Here is a 19347-nt window from a genome sequence, read left to right as displayed (position 1 = left end):
CCGACCGTGTCCCGGCAACCTCCCATCCGCATCGGCGCGCGCGGCTCCAAGCTCTCGCTGGCGCAATCTGGGCTGATGCAGGCCCGCATCGCTGCGGCGCTTGGCGCGCCGGCCGGCGCTTCCAAGGACGAGATCGAGGCCTACGCCCCGCTGATTCCGATCGTCACCAGCGGCGACCGCATCCAGGACCGCCGCCTGATGGAGATCGGCGGCAAGGGCCTCTTCACCAAGGAAATCGAAGAAGCCCTGCTGGATGGCCGCATCGACTGCGCCGTCCATTCGCTGAAGGATATGCCGGCCGAGTTGCCGCCGGGCCTCGTCCTGGCGGCGACGCCCGAGCGGGAAGATCCTCGCGACGCTTTCATCAGCCATATCTGCGAGCGGCTGGAGGACCTGCCCAAGGGCGCGCGCCTGGGCACCGCGTCCTTGCGCCGCCAAGCCCAAGCCCTGCATGTGCGGCCCGACCTCGAAATCGTCATGCTGCGCGGCAACGTCGACACGCGCCTGGCCAAGCTGGAGCGAGGCGAGGCCGACGCCATCCTGTTGGCCCAGTCGGGTCTGAACCGCCTGGGCCTTGGCCATCTGACCAAGAGCTGGATCGACCCCGACGCCTGTCCGCCCGCGCCTGGCCAAGGCGCCCTCGTCATCGAGACCCGCGCCGAGGACGTGGGCGCGCCCTGGCTGGACGCGGTCCGCTGCCGCCCGACGACGATCGCCGTCGCCGCCGAGCGGGGCGCATTGCTGGCCCTGGAGGGCTCTTGCCGCACCGCCATCGGCGCTCGCGCCACGCTTGACGGCGCTCGGCTGTCGATGATCGTCGAGGCGCTGACGCCGAATGGGTCGCAGCGCTTCCGCCGCCAAGGCGAGATCACCCTGTCGGGCGCCGATGACGCGGGTGAAGCCCTGGCGCTGGGCCTGGATCTTGGTCGTCAGGTCCGCGCCGAAGGCGGCGACGCCATCCTGCTGCCGGAATAGGGCATGGGCGAGGGCGCGCCGGTCTGGATTACCCGCGCCCGCCCCGGCGCCGAGGCGACCGCCGCCCGCGTGTCGGCTCTAGGCTTTAAGCCGATCGTCGATCCGCTGCTGGAGATCGTGCCGATCGCGGCGTCGATAGACCTGACCGGCGTTTCGGCCCTGGCTTTCACCAGCGCCAATGGCGTCCAGATGTTTTCACGGCTTTCCGACGCGCGGAGCCTGCCTGTCTTCACCGTGGGTCGCGCGACGGCCTTGGCGGCGAGCGAGGCGGGGTTCGCTAGCGTCGCCAGCGCCGACGGCGACGTCGAGGATCTCGCGCGCCTGATCACCATCGCCGAGACTGGCTTGGTCCTTTGGGCGGGCGCCCAGGAGCCGGCGGGCGATCTCGTCGCGGCGCTGAACGCGGCCGGTGTCGCCGCGCGCGGCATGGTGGTCTACGAGACGGTCGAGCGAACGCCCTTGGACGCCACTCTGGCCCTGCTGGACCAGCCGCTTACGGTCCTCCTCCACTCGCCGCGCGCCGCGCGCCGCCTGTCCCAGATCCTGAGCCTTAGGCCCGCCCGCGCCCTGCGCGTGCTCTGCCTGTCCGAGGCCGTCGCCGCCGGCCTCTCGCCCCTCGCGGGCTCGAGTTCTGTGGCCTGCGCGCCGCGCCCTGACGAAACCGCGCTGCTCTTCCTCCTGACGGCTTAAGCTCAAAGTTGCGCGGCGCGGCGGCGTGGGGCACGAATGGCGTATGAACGCCGCTCCCGATCCCGCTGAAATCGTCGCGCCCAGCGATCCGGCGCTTTACGCGCGCAAGAAGGTGATGGGGCCCAGCGTCTGGGTATGGCTGTTCCTCTGCCTGCTCTGCGCCCTCTCGGGCGCTGGGGTGGCCTGGTTCGGTCCGTCGCTGTTCCCGGCCAAGCCGGCGTCCGCGCCGGCCGCGCCGATCACCTTCGCCCTGAGTCCGAAGCCAGCTGTCGATCACGCGGCGCCGACGGCGGCCCTCCCTGCGGAGCCGGACGAAGCGATCCCCGTCGCCCCCGCAGCGGATGTCGAGCGCCTGGACGGCCGGATCGCGGCCCTTGAGACCACGCAGCAGAGCGTGGCGGACGCCGCCGCCGCCGCCCTGGCGGTCTCAACCCTGGCCGATGCGGCCGACGGTTCTCGCCCATTCGCCGAAGAGCTGGCGGGCCTGCAAAGGCTGCTGCCCGGGTCGTCCAGCCTGCGGGCTCTCGAACCCCTGGCCCGCCTGGGCGCGCCGACCCGCGCCGGGCTCGCCCTTCAGTTCGGCAACCTCGCCGGCCGCGCCGCCAGCGCCGCGCGCAATCCGGGCGCCGACGCCGATCTCTTCGCGCGCATCCGTTATGCGCTGTCGAGCATCGTCTCCATCCGCCATGTCGGTTCGATCAAGGGCTCGACGCCCGACGCCATCCTGGCCCGTACCCAGACGCTGCTGGACGAAGGGGATGTCGAGGGCGCGGTGGCCGCGCTGGGGGCGCTGCCCGACCCGTCGCGGGAAGTGCTGGCCCCGTGGTTCGCGGCCGCCAACCGCCGCATCGAGATCGACCGCCACGTCGGCTCGGTTCGCGCCGACGCCCTGGCGGCCCTGTCACGCATCGCGCGGACGGCCCCATGACCCGCGTCGCCTTCGCCCTCTTCCTGGTGGCCGCCGTCGCGGTCAGTGTCCTGGCCCTGACCGGCGAGCCCGGCCGGGCGTCGCTGGAGTGGATGGGCTGGCGGATCGAGATGACGGCCGCCGCCGCCGCCCTGCTGACCCTATTCTCCGCCCTGCTGTTCACCGTGCTGTGGCGAGGCGTGATCTGGATCGTCGAGGCCCCCCACCGCGCCGCCCGCGCCCGGGCCGAGGCCAAGCGCAAACAGGCGATCGAGGCCTTGACGCGTGGTTTCCTGGCCGTGGCCGCCGGTGACGGCTCCGAGGCCCGGCGCCTGGCCCAGAAGTCGGCCGAGCTGGCCGAGGACGCGCCTGGCCTGGTCCGGGTGCTCGCCGCCCAAGCCGCCGAGGCGGCTGGCGATCGCGGCGCGGCCGCCAGCGCCTACAACGCCATGCTGGGCTTTCCCGAGATGCGCTTGGCCGGCCTGCGCGGCCTGATGCTGGCGGCCCAGGCCGATGGCGACAAGATCACGGCTCTGCGCCATGCCGAGACCGCCTATGGCCTGGCCCGCACCGCCCGCTGGGCCTGGCGCGCCCTGCTGGAGGCGCGGCTAGAGGTCGGCGACTGGGCTGCGGCCCTTCAGCTGGTCCAAGGCGCCTTGGAGCGCAAGATTGTCTCGCCCGCCGTGGCCGAACGCAGCCGTGCGGCCCTGCTAGCCGCTTCGGCGGCCAGCCTCGATGAGGCTCCCGATCCGAAGGCCCGGGCCCAGGCGCTCGACTTCGCCACCCAGTCGGCGAAGCTCAGGCCCGACTTCGCGCCCGGCGTGATCATGGCCGCGCGCCTGCTGGCCGATGAGGGCAAGGCCGCGAAGGCGGGACAGCTGATCGAGACGGCCTGGAAGGCCCAGCCGCATCCGGCCTTGTGGCTCGCCTATCGAGACCTCAAGACCAATGAGACGCCAAAGGCTCGCGCCCAGCGCCTGGCCGCCCTAGCCGCCATGCGCCCCGAAGTGCGCGAGAGCCTGATTCTGCGTGTCGAGGCCGCCCTGATCGGCGGCGATCCGATCGCCGCCCGCGCCGCCGCCCGCCTGCTCGACCACGAGACGCCCACTGCTCGCTTCGCCGGCCTGATGGCCCGCGTCGCCGCCGCCAATGGTCAGCCCGACGAAGCCCGGGCCTGGATCGCGCGCGGCGTCGAGGCGCCCCGCGAACCCGACTGGTCCGATCTTGATCCCGAGGGACGGGCCTTCGCCTATCGGCGCGAGGACTGGGCCCGCCTGGCCGTCAGCTACGCCGAGACAGGCCAGCTGATCCATCCGCGCCACGAGCGTCGCGAGCGTACGATGAACGACTTGCCGGAAGTGCCGTCGGCCTATGTCGAATCGACGCCGTTCATCCGCGCGGCCGAGACGGGCGGCGCGCTGCTGCCCATTCCGGACGATCCGGGCGTGTTCGACGCGCCGCCGCTTCCGGACCCGCCCGAACCAGCTCCCGCGCCGCGTCGCAATTCTGGTGCAAGACGGCGCTTGGCAAGCGGCCCGCGCCCCGCTAAATAGGCGCTCCCTCCGCTCCGGGATCGCCCCGAAGCGTCCGTGGGCCGCCTTAGCTCAGCCGGTAGAGCGGCGCATTCGTAATGCGTAGGTCAGGTGTTCGAGTCACCTAGGCGGCACCACTTCCTTTCTTTCTTCGCCGAACAGCATTTGCGGGATTGCGATTGGCGACCCTCCGCTTCGTATCACTTGAATACGATGTTTGCCGCATTCAACGGAGTATCGCCCAGCGTGGTGTAGGTGCACGCTGGGTCCGGTGTCGTGTCGTAGTTAGCGATCTTCACGTCGTAGAGATTGCTACAGACGAGCTCACCTTCTCCCTTTTCGATCACGACCGTGGCGATGCCTTCGGAGACGTCCTTACCGCCCACCTTCAGGACAGCCTTCAAGAAGAGGAGCCGGGATTCCTTTTCTCCTCCCTTGGTCACGCGACGCACTTTGTAGGTCTGGCTGCGCTGGAAGGTCGTGTCGCCAAGCGACTCATAGGTTCGCTTTTCGGTCTCCTTGACGATCCCGTTCTTCGAGATCTCATAATCGGCCGATTTGCTGGATGTGGCGGCCGGCGCGGTCTGGTCGCAAGCCGTCAGCAGGCTGGCCGCGCCAAGAGTGGCAAGAGCCGAAAGAGTTATACGCATAGTCCCCCTCCACATGTTGCAACCTAGGCTTAGGTGAGCTTGGTCAAGGTTGCAATTCGACAGCGGAACTCAACCGGCAAGCTTTCGTTTGCTCCTTCAGGAAGGAGCTTCCATGTCCCCAAGCGTCGACAACGATACCGCCCTCGAGGAAGTCATGACTTTCCTCGACGCCCCGCCAGAGCCCGGCAGCGCCCACGATGCACGGTTCGGAGAGCGGCTGCGGCAGATGGTCACCGCCTCGATCCCGCTGGACGAGGGTGAGGATCCCGAGGACGGGCCGACCCTGGCGCTGGACGACTCGCTCCGCAGCCGCCTGGAGAAGGTCGCTAGGGACTGCGGCGGCAACTATTTCGGCGACCATCCCGACGGCATTGGACCGACGCTCGGCATGGATCTCAGCAAGCGCGCCCCGCGCCGCTATCCTTAGGCTAGAGCCCTTTCCGATCTGATTGGATCAATCAGATCGGATAAAAAGGGCTCTCATTCAAAAGTTTAGAGTATTTTTCGATCCGATAACCGTTTCACACTTATCGGAAAATGCTCTAGCGGGTCAGTCGTCCCAGCCTTTGCGCTTCTTCTTCTTGCCCAGGGCGAAGATGCCCGGATAGGGCCCCTTGCCGACGCGGTAGAGGCACCAGTCGTCGTCCTTGGCGCAATCGCCGTCGAAGGCGGCCTTCTTGTCGGGGTCGATGGCGGCGTACATCGGGGCGGTGAGGGCGCGCTTGCCGTCGGCCTCGGCGCAGGCGGCTTTCTCGTCGCGGGTCAGGGCCGTGACCTTCTCGTGCCGGCAGCCAAGGCTGTCGCGCAGGCTCTTGCGGGTCTCCTCGCTTTGCTCGACCAGCTTGCGCGCGGTGAAGCCCGGCGGCGCGACGATGGCGGGCGGGCCAGCTGGCGCTGCGACGGGCCTAGGCGTCGAGAGCGGGGGCAAGACTGGGGGCGAAGACGGCGCCTGGGCCGCTGGGCGCGTTTGAGCGGGGACGGGGCGGCGAGCCGGCGCTGGCGAGGCGGCGGTCGGCGCTTCGATCAACTGGGCCTCGATGGTCGGCGGCTCGATCAGGTTGGGCAGCCAGTGGGCGCCGGCGACCAGCGCCATCAGCGCCAGCGCGTGGGCGCCCACGACCACGCCCAGGGCCAACAGGTTGCGCCGCAGCGTCCTCCGTGACGACGCTCGCCAGGTTCCAAGGGCGATCGCCGTGTTCATGGTGTCTCCGAGCGCTGCGGCGCGGCGACGTCGATAGGCCCGCCATGCGGCGCAAGCGTGGCCCTAAGCGGCAACAAAAAGGCCCGACGTCGCCGCCGGCCTTTCCGTGTTTCAGCCTTGAAAGCGAGCGCTTACGCCGCAGCCTTCGCCTTGACGCCGAAGCGGCCATAGAAGGTCTCGCCCTTCTCGGCCATTTCACGCAGCAGGGCCGGCGGGGAGAACCGCTTGCCGTACTTCTGGGCCAGAGCGTCGCAGGTCTCGACGAAGGCCTTGGCGCCGACGGCGTCGATCAGGCTGATCGGACCGCCGGTCCAGGGCGCGAAGCCCCAGCCCAGGATCGCGCCGACATCGGCTTCGCGCGGATCGGTGATGACGCCTTCCTCGAAGCAACGAGCGGCCTCGACGGCCTGGCGATACAGCAGCCGGGTGCGGATTTCCTGGATCAGCGCCTGGTCAGCCTCGGCGATCTTCACCGGGGCGAGGTCCGAGAGGCCCTTCCACAGGGTTTTGGGGCCATTCTCCGGATAGTCGTAGAAGCCCTTGCCGTTCTTGCGGCCAAAGCGCTGCAGCTCGACCACCATCTTCTCGATGATCGGGGCGAACGGACGGTCCTCGAACTTGTCGCCGAGGTCCTTCTTGGTCTGCTGGGTGACCTTGTAGCCAAGGTCCAGAGCGACGTCGTCGTTCATCTCCAGCGGACCGCGCGGCATGCCCGTGGCGCGACCGACATTGTCGATGATGGCCGGGGCGATGCCGTCGGCCAGCATCTCGAGGCCTTCCTGCACGAAGGTGCCGAAGCAGCGCGAGGTGTAGAACCCGCGGCTGTCGTTCACGACGATCGGCGTCTTCTTGATCTTCAGGACATAGTCGATCGACTTGGCCAGGGCCTCGTCGGACGTCTCCTCGCCCATGATGATCTCGACCAGGCCCATCTTGTCGACCGGCGAGAAGAAGTGGATACCGATGAAGTTCTTCGGACGCACGCTGGCCTTGGACAGGCCGGTGATCGGCAGGGTCGAGGTGTTGGAGCCGAAGATGGCGGTCTCGGCCAGCTGGGCCTCGGCCTTCTTGGTCACGTCGGCCTTGATCTCGCGGTTCTCGAACACCGCCTCGATGACGAGGTCGCTGCCCTTGACGTGATCATAGTCGGTGGTCGGGGTGATCAGGGACAGGACCTTGTCGGCCTTTTCCTGGGTCATCTTCCCGCGCGAGACGGCCTTCTTCAGCAGGCTCTCGGCATAGGCCTTGCCCTTGTCGGCGGCTTCTTGCGACTGGTCGATCAGCACGGTCTCGATGCCGGCCATGGCTTGGACATAGGCGATGCCCGCGCCCATCATGCCTGCGCCCAGAACGGCGACCTTCTTGGCTTCCGACGGCGGCACGTTGGCCGGGCGGCCCGAACCCTTGCCCAGTTCCTGCAGAGACAGGAACAGGGTGCGGATCATGCCCTTGGCCTGGGGCGACATCATCGTCTTGAGGAAGTAGCGGGTCTCGATGCGGATGGCCGCGTCGAACGGCACCTGCGTGCCCTCATAGACCGCTTTGAGGATGTTCAGCTGGGCCGGATAGTTGCCATAGGTCTGTTTGCGCAGCATGGCGTTGCCCATGACGAAGACCTGGCTGCCGGTCGGAGTGTAGGGACCGCCGCCGGGCAGCTTGAAGTCCTTCTTGTCCCAAGGTGCAACAGGATCCCCTTTGGTCTTCACCCAGGTCTTGGCCGCCTCGACTTCCGCGCCCGGGGCGACCACTTCGTGGACGACCTTCAGGGCGAGAGCCTCCTGCGGCTTCATCGACTTGCCTTCCAAGAGGTACGGCGCGGCGGCCATCACGCCCATCAGGCGCGGCAGGCGCTGGGTGCCGCCGGCGCCCGGCAGCAGGCCAACCTTGGCTTCCGGCAAGGCCAGCTGGGTCTTGGGATTGTCGCCGACCACGCGGTAGTGGCAGGCCAGAGCGATCTCGAGACCGCCGCCCATGGCCAGGCCGTTGATCGCGGCGGCCACCGGCTTGCCGCAGGTCTCCAGGCCGCGGAAGGCCTTGTTCAGGGCAAAGCCCGCGTCGAACGCCGCCTTCAGGCCGGCTTCACCGCCCGCCGAGCCGCCAGCCCCCCAAGCGAATTTGGGCCGCCCGAGCCGCCCAGTTCGCCGAGGTCCGCGCCGGCGCAGAAGCCGCTGGCCTTGCCCGAGGTGATGACCGCGCCCTTGATGGCCTCGTCCGTCTTGATGCGTTCGACGATCTCGCCGATTTCCTTGATCACCGAAGCGGTCAGGGTGTTCATCGAGCGGCCGGGCACGTCGAAGGTGACCAGGGCCACGCCGTCGGAATCGACCTCGATCTTGAAGTTTTCCATAGGGATTCTTCCTCAGAATTCGATGTCATCCCGGCCGTAGCGCAGCGGAGAGCCGGGACCGTCGGAAGCTCTGAGCTTGCCGCGGTCCCGGATCGGCCCTTCGGGCCGTCCGGGATGACAGGTTAAATCAAACGCGTTCGATGACGGTGGCGGTGCCCATGCCGGCGCCGACGCACAGGGTGATCAGGGCGGTCTCCTTGTCCGAGCGCTCCAGCTCGTCGACCATGGTGCCCAGGATCATCGCGCCGGTGGCGCCCAGCGGGTGGCCCATGGCGATGGCCCCGCCGTTCACGTTCATCTTGTCGTGCGGGATATCCAGCGCCTGCATCATGCGCAGGACGACGGCCGCGAAGGCCTCGTTCAGCTCATAGAGGTCGATGTCCTTGACCTCCATGCCCAGGCGCTTGAGCAGCTTTTCGGTGACCAGCGAGGGCCCCGTCAGCATGATCGAGGGCTCCGAACCAATCGAAGCCGCGCCCTTGATCCGGGCGCGGGCCTTGAGGCCCAGGGCCTCGCCCATTTCCTTGGTGCCGATCAGCACGCCGGCGGCGCCGTCGACGATGCCCGAGCTGTTGCCGGCGTGGTGGACGTGGTTGACCTTCTCGACCTGCGGGTAGCGCTGGGTGACGACGGCGTCGAAGGCCATCTCGCCCATGCCCGTGAACGAGGGGTTCAACGACGCCAGAGTCTGCATGGTGGTCGAACCGCGGACGGTCTCGTCATGGTCCAGGATGGTCAGGCCCAGCTGATCCTTGACCCCGATCACCGACTTCTTGAAACGGCCATCGGCCCAGGCGGCCGCAGCGCGCTTCTGGCTCTCGACGGCGTAGGCGTCGACGTCGTCGCGGGAAAAGCCGTACAGCGACGCGATCAGGTCGGCCGAGACGCCTTGCGGGGCGAAGTAGGTCTTGAAGGCCGAGGACGGGTCGGTCGGCCAGGCGCCGCCGTCGCTACCCATCGGCACGCGGCTCATGCTCTCGACGCCACCGCCGATGGCCAGACCGGCTTCGCCCGAAGCGACCTTGGCCGCAGCCATGTTCACAGCTTCCAGGCCCGAGGCGCAGAAGCGGTTGATCTGCACGCCGGCGACGCTCTCGGCGTAGTCGGCGGTCAGCACGGCCGTGCGCGCGATGTCGCTACCTTGCTCGCCGACCGGGGCGACGCAGCCCAGGACGACGTCGTCGACCTTGCTGGTGTCGAGGCCGTTGCGGTCGCGCAGGGCTTCCAGGACCTGGGTGGCCAGGGACAGGGCGGTGATCTCGTGCAGAGACCCGTCCTTCTTGCCCTTGCCGCGCGGGGTGCGCACGGCGTCGAAGATGTAAGCGTCAGCCATGGAATGGCTCCTTCCTGAGAAGACCAGACGTTGAGGGTCTGTATGGTTCTTTAACTAAAGTTGAGTCTGATCGCCTCGGTTGGGAGATCAGAACATGGCTGAAGCGGCGCTTGCAACGAACCACCCGGCGGTCGAGGACTTCATCGCGCGCGGTTATCATGTGTTTCCGGATGGGGTGGACCCGGCGGCCGCCAGCCGCCTTCTCGCCAAGATCCGGGCTCTGCGGACCTTCGGCGCCGATCTCTTCCTGTCCGAGGCCGAGTTCGACGCCAACCCTCAGTACATCGGCGTCAATCCGGTGCCTGGTCGCAATCTGCTCGAGGGATTCGAGAAGGACCTGGCCTTCGTCGAGCAGGACCCGGGGATCGTCGCCGCCGTCAGCGCGCTGCTGGGCGATGACTACGAAATCCTGGTCAAGAAGCTGATCTGCGGCGTGCCCGCCAGCGTGGTTCCCGACTGGCTCAAGGCGCGCATCGCCGGCAATCCGGTCAACAATCTGGGGGCCTATGTTCGGCCGCCGTACCGCGACATCACCTATTTCTACGGCATCGACTTCCACCAGGACCTGATCGACTACCGGGACCGGGAGGCCGACTTCATCACGCTGTACGTCTATCTGCACGATGTCGGCGCGCACGACGCGCCGCTGTTCCTGCTGGAGGACAGCCACAAGTTGGCCGGGACCCTTTTCCCGCACGACCTGACCAAGAACGAGAGCGGCTGGCTTTATCGCGACGGACGCGGCGGCGAGGTTCAGACCCGCCAGCATCTGTTGACGGGAAAGACGGGTTACGCGGCCATGTGGCACGCGTGCACCCTGCACGGCACTCAGCCCGACGCGGCCGACAATGAGCGCCTCTCGCTGCGCTACCTGCTCGCGCGCAAGCCGGGGGGCGCGGCGCGGGGGATAGACGCGGTCAACGCGACCCTCCAAGGGCCGCTCAGCCTCGAGGCCACGCGCCAGGACCTCGACGCGCGCGGCAGGGCGCGGTTCAAGGGCAACAGCGTCAACAAGGCCTAGAGCAAGGCGCATTAGGGCTTCCAGTTGCCGATCGGGTACTTGCCGATCGGTTCGCACTTGAGGCCCCGCGCCGAGACCTTGGCGCGGTAGTAGAGGCGCGAGCCGAACTCCGGCGGCGGCAGCTCGCACGCGGTGAAGCCCGGGGTCCTGACCTCCAGCTTCCACTCGGCGACCTTGGAGCGCAGCAGGGTCTGACAGATGTCCTGGCCCGCCGGCTGCAGCGGCAGCTTGAACGCGCCAGGCTGGGGCCGCTTGCCGACCAGCTCGCCCGAGAAGTTCAGCGGGCGGGGGCCTTGGACGGCGCGCACGCAGACCACGGCCGAGCGGGCGTCTTGAGCGCCTTTCGGCGCCGGAGGCGCGGCGGCGGCCGGTCCGGCCAGCAGCGCGATCAAAGGCAGGGCGATCATAGCGTCCTCGCGATCAACAGCTTCATGATCTCGTTGGTGCCGCCGTAGATGCGCTGGATGCGGCTGTCCTTGTACATGCGCGCGATCGGGTACTCGTTCATGAAGCCGTAGCCGCCGAACAGCTGCAGGCAGCGGTCGACGATCTTGTTCTCCAGGTCGCTGACCCAGTACTTGGCCATCGAGGCGGTGGCCGCGTCGAGCTTGGCCTCCAGGTGCTGGGCGATGCAGTGGTTGACGAAGACCTTGGCCACGGTCGCCTCGGTCTTGCACTCGGCCAGGACGAACTGGGTGTTCTGGAAGTCGATGATCGCCTTGCCGAACGCCTTGCGGTCCTTGACGTAGGCGATGGTCAGCTCCAGCGCCCGCTCGATGGTCGCCATGCCCTGGACGGCGATGTTCAGGCGCTCCTGCGGCAGCTGGCTCATCAGCTGGAAGAAGCCCTGGCCCTCGTCGGTCCCCAAGAGGTTCTCGGTCGGGACTTTCACGTCGTTGAAGAACAGTTCGGAGGTATCCTGGGCTTCCTGGCCCAGCTTGTCGAGGTTGCGGCCGCGCTTGAAGCCCTCGACCTCGTCCGTCTCGACGAAGATCAAGGAGGTGCCGCGCGCGCCGCCGGCCGGGTCGGTCTTGGCGACCACGCAGATCAGATTCGCGGTCTGGCCGTTGGTGATGAAGGTCTTGGAGCCGTTGATGACGTACTGGTTGCCGGCCTTCTTGGCGGTGGTCTTGATGCCTTGCAGGTCCGAGCCCGCGCCCGGCTCGGTCATGGCGATGGCCGAGACCAGCTCGCCAGTGACCATGCGCGGCAGCCAGCGCTGCTTCTGCTCCTCTGTGCCGTAGTGAACGATGTACGGCATGACGATGGCGTTGTGCAGGCTGGCGCCGAAACCATCGACGCCCTTCTTGCCCAACTGTTCCATCAGCACGACCTCGTGCCGGTAGTCGCCGCCGGCGCCGCCGTATTGCTCGGGCGTGGAGAGGCCGAGCAAGCCGGCCTCTCCCGCCTTGGTCCACATGTCGCGGTCGACGCAGTGGTTCTTGCGCCATTTCGCGACGGTCTCTTCAGGCGCGTGCTCGTCGAAGAATTTGCCCACCGCGTCTTCGAAGATCGCGATGTCTTCCTCGGCCATGAAGGCCGGTTTTTCCACGTTGAGCACGCTCATGATCAGAAAGCCTCCGCAGGCAGCGCCATCAGGGTCGCCGAACCGGTCTTCAGCTTGGCCAGATGCGACGCAGCGTCAGGCAAGATGCGTTCGATGAAATATCGGCCGGTCGTCAGCTTGGTCGCGTAGAACGGGTCCGACGAGCCGGCGGCGATCTTGGTTTGGGCGGCCTTGGCCATCAGCGCCCACATGTACGCCAGGCCCGCCAGGCCGAAGAGGTGCATGTAGTCGGTCGAGGCCGCGCCGGCGTTGTCGGGGTTCTGCAGGCCGTTCTGCATCAGCCACATCGTGCCGTCCTGCAGTTGGCCCTTCACCCCGGCCAAGGCCTCGATGAACGGCTTGATAGACTCGTCGGCGTCGTTCTCGCCGATGAACTGGTCGATCTCCTGGAAGAAGGTCATGACCGCGCGGCCGCCCTTGGCCGCCAGCTTGCGGCCGACCAGGTCCAGGGCCTGAACGCCGTTGGTGCCCTCGTAGATCAGGGCGATGCGGCAGTCGCGCATGAACTGGCTGACCGGGAAGTGCTCGGTGAAGCCGCTGCCGCCGTGGACCTGCACCGCGTTGGAGCAGATCTGGAAGCCCTTGTCGGTCAGGTAGCCCTTCAGGACGGGCGTCATCAGGCTCATGTAGTCGCCCGACTTCTCGCGGACCTTCTCGTCCGGGTGGATGTGCGAAAGATCGCCGTGCAGGGCGGTCCAGAACAGGAAGGCGCGTCCAGCTTCCAGGACCGCCTTGCTGTCCATCAGCATGCGGCGCACGTCCGGGTGGACGATGATCGGGTCGGCCGGGCCGTCGGCGTTCTTGGGCCCCGTCAGCGAGCGGCCTTGCAGGCGGTCCTTGGCGAAGGCGACGGCGGCCTGATAGGCGGCCTCGCCCTGGGCCACGCCCTGCAGGCCAACGCCCAGCCGGGCCTCGTTCATCATCACGAACATGATCTTGAGGCCGGAGTTTTCCTCGCCGATCAGGTAGCCGACGGCGTCGTCGTACTGCATGACGCAGGTGGCGTTGCCGTGGATGCCCATCTTCTCTTCCAGGCCGACGCACTTGACGCCCTGGTTACGCTCGCCGACCGAGCCGTCTTCCTTGGGGAAGAACTTCGGCACGATGAACAGGCTGATGCCCTTCACGCCGGCCGGGGCGCCCTCGATGCGGGCCAAAACCAGGTGGACGATGTTATCGGCCATGTCGTGCTCGCCGGCCGAGATCCAGATCTTCTGGCCGGTGATCTTGTAGCTGCCGTCGCCTTGCGGGACCGCCTTGGTGCGCAGCAGGCCCAGGTCCGTGCCGCAGTGCGGCTCGGTCAGGTTCATGGTGCCGGTCCACTCGCCGGTGACCATCTTGGGCAGATAGGTCTCTTTCTGCGCGTCCGTGCCGCCGAAGTGGATGGCCGAATAGGCGCCGTGGGCCAGGCCCGGATACATCGAGAACGCCATATTGGCCGAGCTCGACATCTCGCTGAACGCCAGGTTCACGACATAGGGCAATCCCTGGCCGCCATAGGCCGGGTCCGAGCCGATCGCGGTCCAGCCGCCTTCGCACAGCTGCTTGTAGGCGTCCTTGAAGCCGGGCGGGGTGGTGACCGTGTTGGTCGCCGGGTCCAGCTGGCAGCCGTTCTTGTCGCCGACCGTGTTCAGCGGGGCCAGGACCTCGCCGGTGAACTGGGCGGCGGCGTCCAGAATCTGCTCGACGACGTCGAACGGCGCGTCCGAGAAGCCGGGCAGGTCGCCGTGCTGGTCGATGTTGAGCACGTCACGCAGGATGAAGGCGTGTTCGCGAACGGGCGGCTGGTAGGTCATGAAGCGGTCCTGGGAGGAACGGAGGAGAAAAGCGTGCGGCGTCGCCGGCTCAGGGCTTTGGCGACGCCAGGGTCTTACTTGCCCAGCATGGCCTCGGCGTGACCGTCCAGGCGGGCGCGCAGCACCTGCTCGTAGTCGGCCGCGCGGGGCAGCAGGTCGGGGCGGATTTCGCCGAGGCGCTTTTCCAGGCGATCGCAGGCCTCGCGCAGCTCGACGATGGCGCTGTCGATGTCGTCGCGCTGCTGCTCCAGCGCCGTGGCGCGTTCGCGGAACTTCTTCAGCGAGCGGGCCATCTGGGCCGCGCCCTGGTCGTTCTCATCATAGAGGTCCAGCAGCTCGCGGATTTCCGATAGCGACAGGCCCACGCGCTTGCCGCGCAGGATCAGCTGCAGGCGCACGCGGTCCTTGTGGGAATAGACGCGGTTCAGGCCCTCGCGCGCGGGGTTCAGAAGGCCCTTGTCCTCATAGAAACGCAGGGCGCGCGGCGTGGCTTTGAATTCATTGCAGAGCTGGCGGATCGTGAATGTCCGCTCGGGACGACGCAGGTCGGCCATGGTTTAAACCTCCCGATGAAGAGGGCCTGGCTACCGCGGCCGGGCCGCTTTTTGTTATCGGCGATCACCCTAAACCCGATCTCGGGGAACCGTCAACGCTTACGTAAACGTCAACCTGTGCCGTAGGGATAGGTTTACTTTCCTAGGGCTGGCGGCGTACCTTCCAAGCGAAGGCCACGACCGTCAAAGGAGACGCCTGATGGCGACGCTCTCTCACGGCGAAATCTGGCGGGCCATCGACGCTCTGGCCGCGCGTTTCGACATGACGCCCTCGGCCATGGCCCGGATGGCGGGCCTGGACCCGACCAGCTTCAACCGCTCCAAGCGCGGCTCGACGGACGCCGACGGCCGCGCGCGCTGGCCCTCGACCGAGAGCCTCGCCAAGCTTCTGGAGGCCACGGGGGTCAATTTCTCGGAGTTCGCCGCCCTGACCGAGCAGTCGGCGGGGGCGGGCGCCAAGCGGAGCGCCCCGCTGATCGGCCTCGCCCAGGCCGGGCAGGAGGGCTTCTTCGATGCGGCGGGCATGCCGACGGGCGCGGGCTGGGACGAGGTCGCCGCGCCGGATCTCGGCGAAGGTCTCTTTGCTCTGGAAATCTCGGGCGACGCCCTGGCGCCGGTCTATCGCGACGGCGACCGGCTCCTGGTCTCGCCCACGGTCGAGCCGCGCAAGGGCGACCGCGTGGTGGCGCGGACCCAAGGCGGCGAGGTGCTAGTGCGGGAGCTGGGCCGGGTCACGGCCAGGACGATCGAGCTCCTGGCCCTGGGGCGCGAGGGCGAGCGCCTGCTGTCGCGGGACGAGGTCGCCTGGATCGCGCGGATCGTCTGGGCCAGCCAGTAGCCGGCCCCAGAAGATTTAGGTGCGCGGGCAGTCGCCGTGGGTGTCGATCAGCCAGGCGATCAGCGGGCCGGCGGCCGGATCGGCGCACGACACGTCGACGCGATACGACTGCCAGGTGTCGTTGTGCGCCGCCTCGACGCGGGCGTCGGGGAACTGCTGGACAATGCCGCCGAGCAGAGAATCGAATTCCCGACGGTCGGTGGGGCGAAGCGTGAACGAAGCCATGGTCTGACCTTGAAGACTGTTCTGGTCCTGAAGATCGGACCTTAGACTCACAAAAGTGGTCAGACCCTTAATACGCAATTCAGCCTTGGTTCATCTGCCCGGCAAGGTGTCGCTGGGCGGTTTCGCCGCACCGAAACTCTAGCCCAGCTTCTCCTCGATCAGCGCCACCGTGCGGTCGATCCCGAAGATGGCCGCGAAGGAGCCGAAGCGGGGGCCCTGGCTCTGGCCCAGCAGCACTTCGTAGAGGGCCTGGAACCAGGCGCGCAGCGGGTCGAAGCCGTGGGTCTTGCCCACCTCGAACACTTCGTTCTGGATCAGCTCGGCGTCCTGGGTGTCGGACGGCATGGCCTTCAGCTTGGCCAGCAGGTCCAGCATGGCGGCGCGTTCCTGGTCGTTGGGCGCGCGGAACACCTTCGAGGGCTTCACGAAGTCCTCGTAGTAGTTGATCGCGTAGCCGGCCAGGCGGTCCAGCAGCGGCTGGCTTTCCGGCGAGGCGCCCGGGATGTAGCGCGACAGGAAGCCCCAGAGGATTTCCTTGGTCGAGGCGTCGGCTGCCGAAACGAGATTCAGCATCAGGCTGAACGACACCGGCGAGCCCTGCTGCGGCGGACGGCCCGTGTGGATGTGCCAGACGGGGTTGTCGAGCTGCTTGGCCGGCTCCTGGCGCGGATAGGCGTCCAGCTGCTGCAGGTACTCGTCGCTCGCCTTGGGGATGACGTCGAAATAGAGCTTCTTGGCCGACTTGGGGCTCTGGAACATGTAGTACGACAGGCTCTCGGGCGCGCCGTACCGCAGCCAGTCCTCCATCGACAGGCCGTTGCCCTTGGACTTGGAGATCTTCTGGTTGTTCTCGTCCAGGAAGAGCTCGTAGTTGAAGCCCTCCGGCGGGGTCCCGCCCAGCGCCTTGCAGATCGCGCCCGAGGCCTTGACCGAGTCGATCAGGTCCTTGCCCGACATCTCGTAGTCGACGCCCAGCGCCGTCCAGCGCATGGCCCAGTCGGGCTTCCACTGCATCTTCACGTGGCCGCCGGTGACCGGGACCTCGACATTGCGGCCATCCTCGTCCTGGAAGACGATCGTGCCCTTCTCGACATTGCGCTCCAGGGTCGGGACCTGCAGCACGCGGCCGGTGGTCGGGCTGATGGGGAGGAACGGCGAATAGGTCGCGCGGCGCTCCTCGCCCAGCGTCGGCAGCATGACCTTCTGGATCGCGTCGAAGCGCTCCAGGGCGGTCAGCAGGGTCGCGTCGAACATTCCGCCCTTGTAGCACTCGGTCGAGCTGACGAACTCGTACTCGAAGCCAAAACCGTCCAGGAACGCGCGCAGGCGGGCGTTGTTGTGGGCGCCGAAGCTGTCATGGGTGCCGAACGGGTCGCGGACGACCGTCAGCGGCTTGCCCAGGTCCTCGATCAGCGGCTGCTTGTTCTCGATGTTCTCGGGAACCTTGCGCAGGCCGTCCATGTCGTCGCTGAAGGCGATCAGGCGGGTCGGGATGGCCTCGTCGGTCAGGGCGCGGAAGGCGCTGCGCACCATCGTGGTGCGCGCCACCTCGCCGAAGGTGCCCAGGTGCGGCAGGCCCGACGGCCCATAGCCGGTCTCGAAGATCACGGCCTGCGAAAGGGCCGGATAGGCTTTCACCGCCTCGTCTGTCTTGCCGGCGTCGATCAGGGCCTTGGCGGCTTCCTGGTCGGCGCGGTCGGGGAGGCGCACGCGCAGGACGCGGGCGATCGTGGCGCGCGCCTGCTCGAAGGGCCAGGAGCGGGCGTCACGGGCGAGGGGGGAGAGGCCTTCAAACATGCCGGGCGGTATAAGCGCTGACGCGGCCAAGGGCTAGGGTGGAGCCTAAACTGTCATCCCGGAAGTCTCGCAAGAGGCTATCCGGGACCTCGGAAAGCGCCGCGCTTGCGGCGGTCCCGGCTCGGCGCGCGACGCGCTTGGCCGGGATGACGGTTTGCAAGGTCAGCCCTTCAACGCCCCCGCCACTACCTCGCGGGCCTCGGCCTGGACCTGTTTCAGGTGATCGGCGCCCAGGAACGACTCCGCATAGACCTTGTAGACGTCCTCGGTGCCGGACGGCCGGGCGGCGAACCAGGCGTTCTTCGTGCAGACCTTCAGGCCGCCGATCGCCTCGCCATTGCCGGGAGCGGCGGTGAGGATGTCGGTGATCGCCTCGCCGGCCAGGGTCTTGGCCGAGACGTCAGAGGGGCTGAGCTTGGCGAGGCGCGCCTTCTCCTCGCGGCTGGCCGGGGCGTCGACGCGGGCATAGGCCGGGGCGCCATATTGCTCGGTCAGGCCGGCGTAGAGCTGGCTGGCGCTCTTGCCGGTCACCGCCTGGATCTCTGCCGCTAGCAAGGCCAGCTGGATGCCGTCCTTGTCGGTGGTCCACACCCCGCCGTCATGGCGCAGGAAGGCCGCGCCGGCCGACTCCTCGCCGCCGAAGCCGACCGAGCCGTCCAAGAGGCCCGGCACGAAATATTTGAAGCCGACCGGCACCTCGAGCAGGCGGCGGCCCAGGCCCGCCACGACCCGGTCGATCATAGAGGACGAGACCAGGGTCTTGCCGACGGCGGTGTCTGCGCCCCAGCCGGGACGATGGCTGAACAGGTACGAGATGGCCGCGGCCAGGTAGTGGTTGGGGTTCATCAGCCCGCCGTCGGGCGTGACGATGCCGTGGCGGTCGGCGTCGGCGTCATTACCGGTCGCGACGTCATAAGCCGCGCCGCCCTTCATGATCCCGATCAGGTTAGCCATGGCGCTGGAGGACGAGCAGTCCATCCGGATCTTGCCGTCGGTGTCGAGCGGCATGAACGCCCAGCGCGGATCGACGGCGTCATTGACCACCGTTAGGTCCAGGCCGTGGCGCTCGGCGATCGCGACCCAATAGGCGACGGCCGCGCCGCCCAGCGGATCGGCGCCGATCCGCACCTTGGCCGCGCGGATCGCGGCGATGTCGATCACCGCCGGCAGGTCGTCGACATAGCGGCCCAGGAAATCATAGCTCCCTACGGCCTTGCGGGCGGTCTCGAACGGGACGCGCTTCACGCCGGCCAGGCCCTGAGCCAGCAGCGCGTTGGCGCGGGCGGCGATGGCCGAGGTGGCGTCCGAGCCGGCCGGACCGCCGGAGGGCGGGTTGTACTTGATGCCGCCGTCGCGGGGCGGGTTGTGCGAGGGGGTCAGCAGCAGGCCGTCCGCTTGCGCGCCGCCTTGGCGATTGTAGGTCAGGATGGCGTGCGACACGGCCGGGGTCGGGGTGAAGCCGTCGCGCGAGTCGACCAGGGTTTCGACCCCGTTGCCGGCCAGGACCTCCAGCACCGACCGCCAAGCCGGCTCGGACAGGCCGTGGGTGTCGCGACCGACGAACAGCGGCCCGGTCACCCCTTGGGCGGCGCGGTATTCGACGATCGCCTGGGTGACGGCCAGGATGTGGGCCTCGTTGAAGGCGCCGTCGAGGCTGGAGCCCCGATGGCCCGAGGTGCCGAACACGACCTTCTGGGCGGGATTGGAGACGTCCGGCTTGATCTCGAAATAGGCGCTGATCAGGGCGTCGAGATCGACAAGATCTTCGGGAAGAGCGCGAAGGCCGGCGCGGTCGTGCATCAAGACACCTGGCAGAGTTTGGACGAGGCTCGGAAACCGAACCCCTATAAGGGGTGGAAAACAATTTCACGAACTATTCCGTGTCTGTTTTCCGCCGTTTTGGGTCACTTGTCA

17 protein-coding genes, 1 tRNA gene and 1 pseudogene are annotated in these 19347 nt (G+C 67.6%); 8 read left to right on the top strand and 11 right to left on the bottom strand.

All coding sequences use genetic code 11. The features are described 5' to 3' along the window. Positions 1-6 precede the first annotated feature (6 nt). The 5 genes from hemC to CSW59_RS13150 all read left to right on the top strand — a co-directional run bounded on the left by hemC (position 7) and on the right by CSW59_RS13150 (position 4241). Positions 7-975, top strand: coding sequence for a hydroxymethylbilane synthase (gene hemC / locus CSW59_RS13170; protein ID WP_099444444.1), 969 nt, complete (start codon positions 7-9; stop codon positions 973-975). 3 nt (positions 976-978) lie between these two features. Beyond that, on the top strand, positions 979-1665 hold the full coding sequence (locus CSW59_RS13165; RefSeq protein WP_099444443.1) for a uroporphyrinogen-III synthase: 687 nt from the start codon (positions 979-981) through the stop codon (positions 1663-1665). Positions 1666-1708: 43 nt separating this feature from the next. Continuing rightward, positions 1709-2593, top strand: coding sequence for a COG4223 family protein (locus CSW59_RS13160; protein ID WP_099444442.1), 885 nt, complete (start codon positions 1709-1711; stop codon positions 2591-2593). Next, a complete protein-coding gene (locus CSW59_RS13155; protein WP_099444441.1) occupies positions 2590-4125 on the top strand; it encodes a heme biosynthesis protein HemY in 1536 nt (511 codons plus the stop codon). Before CSW59_RS13160 ends, CSW59_RS13155 begins: the two co-directional genes overlap by 4 nt. 40 nt (positions 4126-4165) lie before the next feature. After that, positions 4166-4241, top strand: a tRNA-Thr gene (locus tag CSW59_RS13150). A gap of 63 nt (positions 4242-4304) precedes the next feature. Here CSW59_RS13150 and CSW59_RS13145 read toward each other — a convergent pair. After that, a complete protein-coding gene (locus CSW59_RS13145; RefSeq protein ID WP_099444440.1) occupies positions 4305-4754 on the bottom strand; it encodes a hypothetical protein in 450 nt (149 codons plus the stop codon). A gap of 112 nt (positions 4755-4866) precedes the next feature. On the opposite strand from CSW59_RS13145, the gene CSW59_RS13140 reads away from it, so the two are divergent. Beyond that, positions 4867-5181 carry a hypothetical protein gene (locus CSW59_RS13140; protein WP_099444439.1) on the top strand — a complete coding sequence of 105 codons (315 nt, stop codon included), beginning with the start codon at positions 4867-4869 and terminating at the stop codon, positions 5179-5181. 123 nt (positions 5182-5304) lie between these two features. Here the strand turns inward: CSW59_RS13140 and CSW59_RS13135 are convergent, their stop codons facing one another. The 3 genes and pseudogenes from CSW59_RS13135 to CSW59_RS13125 all read right to left on the bottom strand — a co-directional run bounded on the left by CSW59_RS13135 (position 5305) and on the right by CSW59_RS13125 (position 9635). Beyond that, positions 5305-5955 (bottom strand): hypothetical protein, encoded by a 651-nt coding sequence (locus tag CSW59_RS13135; protein WP_099444438.1) that lies wholly within the window; start codon positions 5953-5955, stop codon positions 5305-5307. A 131-nt stretch (positions 5956-6086) separates the two neighbouring features. Further along, positions 6087-8302 (bottom strand): annotated as a pseudogene (locus CSW59_RS13130) (3-hydroxyacyl-CoA dehydrogenase NAD-binding domain-containing protein). A gap of 127 nt (positions 8303-8429) precedes the next feature. Then, complete coding sequence (locus CSW59_RS13125) at positions 8430-9635, bottom strand: acetyl-CoA C-acetyltransferase (protein WP_099444437.1); 1206 nt, start codon at positions 9633-9635, stop codon at positions 8430-8432. 94 nt (positions 9636-9729) lie between these two features. Between CSW59_RS13125 and CSW59_RS13120 the strand changes: the two genes are divergently transcribed. After that, positions 9730-10656, top strand: coding sequence for a phytanoyl-CoA dioxygenase family protein (locus tag CSW59_RS13120; protein ID WP_099444436.1), 927 nt, complete (start codon positions 9730-9732; stop codon positions 10654-10656). An 11-nt stretch (positions 10657-10667) separates the two neighbouring features. On the opposite strand, the gene CSW59_RS13115 is transcribed toward CSW59_RS13120, so the two are convergent. The 4 genes from CSW59_RS13115 to CSW59_RS13100 all read right to left on the bottom strand — a co-directional run bounded on the left by CSW59_RS13115 (position 10668) and on the right by CSW59_RS13100 (position 14573). Next, a complete protein-coding gene (locus CSW59_RS13115; RefSeq protein WP_099444435.1) occupies positions 10668-11063 on the bottom strand; it encodes a hypothetical protein in 396 nt (131 codons plus the stop codon). Then, complete coding sequence (locus tag CSW59_RS13110; protein WP_099444434.1) at positions 11060-12223, bottom strand: acyl-CoA dehydrogenase family protein; 1164 nt, start codon at positions 12221-12223, stop codon at positions 11060-11062. The genes CSW59_RS13115 and CSW59_RS13110 overlap by 4 nt, the downstream gene beginning before the upstream one ends. A gap of 2 nt (positions 12224-12225) precedes the next feature. Continuing rightward, on the bottom strand, positions 12226-14019 hold the full coding sequence (locus CSW59_RS13105; protein ID WP_099444433.1) for an acyl-CoA dehydrogenase C-terminal domain-containing protein: 1794 nt from the start codon (positions 14017-14019) through the stop codon (positions 12226-12228). Positions 14020-14093: 74 nt separating this feature from the next. Beyond that, positions 14094-14573 carry a MerR family DNA-binding transcriptional regulator gene (locus tag CSW59_RS13100; protein ID WP_099444432.1) on the bottom strand — a complete coding sequence of 160 codons (480 nt, stop codon included), beginning with the start codon at positions 14571-14573 and terminating at the stop codon, positions 14094-14096. 199 nt (positions 14574-14772) lie between these two features. Between CSW59_RS13100 and CSW59_RS13095 the strand changes: the two genes are divergently transcribed. Beyond that, positions 14773-15411 carry a helix-turn-helix transcriptional regulator gene (locus CSW59_RS13095; protein WP_099444431.1) on the top strand — a complete coding sequence of 213 codons (639 nt, stop codon included), beginning with the start codon at positions 14773-14775 and terminating at the stop codon, positions 15409-15411. A 15-nt stretch (positions 15412-15426) separates the two neighbouring features. On the opposite strand, the gene CSW59_RS13090 is transcribed toward CSW59_RS13095, so the two are convergent. The 3 genes from CSW59_RS13090 to pgm form a co-directional block, all read right to left on the bottom strand. Continuing rightward, positions 15427-15636, bottom strand: a complete 210-nt coding sequence (locus CSW59_RS13090; protein ID WP_099444430.1) for a hypothetical protein — start codon at positions 15634-15636, stop codon at positions 15427-15429. Positions 15637-15774: 138 nt separating this feature from the next. Next, on the bottom strand, positions 15775-17433 hold the full coding sequence (locus tag CSW59_RS13085) for a lysine--tRNA ligase (protein ID WP_099444429.1): 1659 nt from the start codon (positions 17431-17433) through the stop codon (positions 15775-15777). A 162-nt stretch (positions 17434-17595) separates the two neighbouring features. Continuing rightward, on the bottom strand, positions 17596-19236 hold the full coding sequence (pgm, locus tag CSW59_RS13080) for a phosphoglucomutase (alpha-D-glucose-1,6-bisphosphate-dependent) (RefSeq protein ID WP_201722798.1): 1641 nt from the start codon (positions 19234-19236) through the stop codon (positions 17596-17598). Between the last annotated feature and the right edge of the window lie 111 nt (positions 19237-19347).

It is taken from the genome of Caulobacter sp. BP25 (assembly GCF_002737755.1).
Taxonomy (GTDB): Bacteria; Pseudomonadota; Alphaproteobacteria; order Caulobacterales; family Caulobacteraceae; genus Caulobacter.
The sequence above is the reverse complement of the archived record's forward strand: the minus strand, read 5'-3'. Positions and strand labels throughout refer to the sequence as shown.